At 71.4% G+C, this 1,640-nt stretch carries 3 protein-coding genes; all 3 read right to left on the bottom strand.

The genetic code is table 11. The features are described from left to right. Positions 1–168: 168 nt before the first annotated feature. On the bottom strand, positions 169–957 hold the full coding sequence (locus QH270_RS03915) for an enoyl-CoA hydratase/isomerase family protein (RefSeq protein ID WP_280338935.1): 789 nt from the start codon (positions 955–957) through the stop codon (positions 169–171). A gap of 9 nt (positions 958–966) precedes the next feature. Next, positions 967–1,428: a GNAT family N-acetyltransferase gene (locus tag QH270_RS03910; RefSeq protein ID WP_280338934.1), complete on the bottom strand. Its 462-nt coding sequence runs from the start codon at positions 1,426–1,428 to the stop codon at positions 967–969. Positions 1,429–1,509: 81 nt separating this feature from the next. After that, positions 1,510–1,640: large ribosomal subunit protein bL28 (locus tag QH270_RS03905; protein WP_280338936.1), on the bottom strand; the 131-nt coding region annotated here is incomplete at its 5' end.

Below are 1,640 nucleotides of genomic sequence, written 5' to 3'. Positions count from 1 at the left end.
CCGGTTCCCGGGCTCGGTGGGGTGTTGCCGCACACCACCGGGTCCGGGTTTTCTGTTCGCGGGAGCTAGTCGTTCCCCCTTTCGCCGAGTTCGGCGATCCGCGCGGCGGGCATGCCTTCGGCGTTACGTCTCGCCCCTCGGCGACGAGGCGGCCGAAACCCGTGGTGATCAGCTGAGTCCCAGGTAGTTCGGCTTGCGCTTGGCGACGAAGGCATCGACGCCTTCCTTGCCGGTGCTGCTGTTCGCGGCGGCGGCGATGCTGTCGCGTTCGGCGTCCAGCTGCTGGTCCAGGGTCGCGGAAGGCGACTGGGCCAGCAGCTTTTTCATGGTCGCGTACGTGGCGCGGGGACCCGCGACGAAACTCTGGGCCACCCGCAGGGCCTCGGCGCGGACCTCGTCGTCGGCAACGGTGCGGCTCAGGATGCCGAGGCGCACGGCCTCTTCGGCGTCGAGGACCGCGTCGGTGAGCAGGATCTCGGCGGCGCGACTCGCGCCGACGATGCGGGGCAGCAGCCAGGACATGCCGCCGTCGGGGCTCAGGCCGATACCGGGGTAGGCGGGGCGCAGTTTGGTCGACGGGCCACCGATGGCGATGTCGGCGGCGCACACCAGGCTCATGCCCGCGCCCGCGGCCCAGCCGTGCACCGACGCGACGACCGGAACCGGGGTGGCGGCCAGGGCGCGCACGAAGTCGTGCAGCTCGGTGGCCAACTGGTGCAGGTAGGCGCCACGATCCTCGGCGCCGGCGAAGTGGTGGACGTTGCCGCCCGCGCAGAAGTTGGCGCCCGAACCGGTCAGCAGCACGGCGCCGACCTCGGGGTCGAGCGCGCGCAGTGCCTCGGTGCCCTGGTTGATCAGGTCGAAGTTCATCGAGGTGCCCGCGGCGGCGGTGGCGATCGTCAGCTGCAGCACGCCGTCGACGAGGGTGACGGCGGTAACCGGTTCGGTGGTACTCATGGCTGCACCCTAGCGAGGGCCGCGTCGCCACAATTGTTCGGGCAGCAGGGTGAACGGGTCGACGCGGCGGACGCCGGTGTCGGCGAAGCCGTGCCTGCGGTAGAAGGCGTGGGCGCGCGGATAGTCGGCGAAGACCCACAGCGTGCACGGCGAGCCGGGGGCCGCCGCGTCGATCAGGGCATCGGCGACGCCGGTGCCGTGCCAGGCGGCCCGCACATACAGCGCGTCGAGTTCGGTGGCGGTGGCGGCCGCGAAGCCGATGAGCTCGTCACCGGACAGTGCGATCGGGATGCGGTGGACGCCGTCGGTGCGGCGCCGCTCCCACGTCTGCGTGGAGCGGTCGAGATCGAATCCGGTGAGGACGTGGCCGGGTACGAGGGTGTCGTAGGCCTCACGCCAGCTCGCGATGTGGCAGGCGGCGAGCGCGGTGACCAGGTCGGCGGTCAGCGGCGCGATCCGCCAGGCGGACACCGCGCTACCCGCCGACGACAAAGCCCCGGACCACCCACGCGGGGTGCCGGGGCACTGTCGGCAGAATGTACGGGCTGAGAATCAGCCGCGGACGACCTTGCCCGCCTTCAGGCAGGAGGTGCACACGTTCATCCGGCGGGTGTTGCCAGGGGCAACCTGCGCACGCACGGTCTGGATGTTCGGGTTCCAGCGACGGTTGGTGCGCCGGTGCG

Origin of the sequence: Nocardia neocaledoniensis (genome assembly GCF_029868625.1) — a bacterium.
Taxonomy (GTDB): domain Bacteria; phylum Actinomycetota; class Actinomycetes; order Mycobacteriales; family Mycobacteriaceae; genus Nocardia; species Nocardia neocaledoniensis_A.
Note: the sequence above shows the minus strand (reverse complement) of the source record. Positions and strands in the feature narration are given on the sequence as shown.

Coding starts and splice junctions, on each gene's coding strand:
- QH270_RS03915 (WP_280338935.1), bottom strand. CDS start 957: ATGAGTACCACCGAACCGGTTACCGCCGTCACCCTCGTCGACGGCGTG.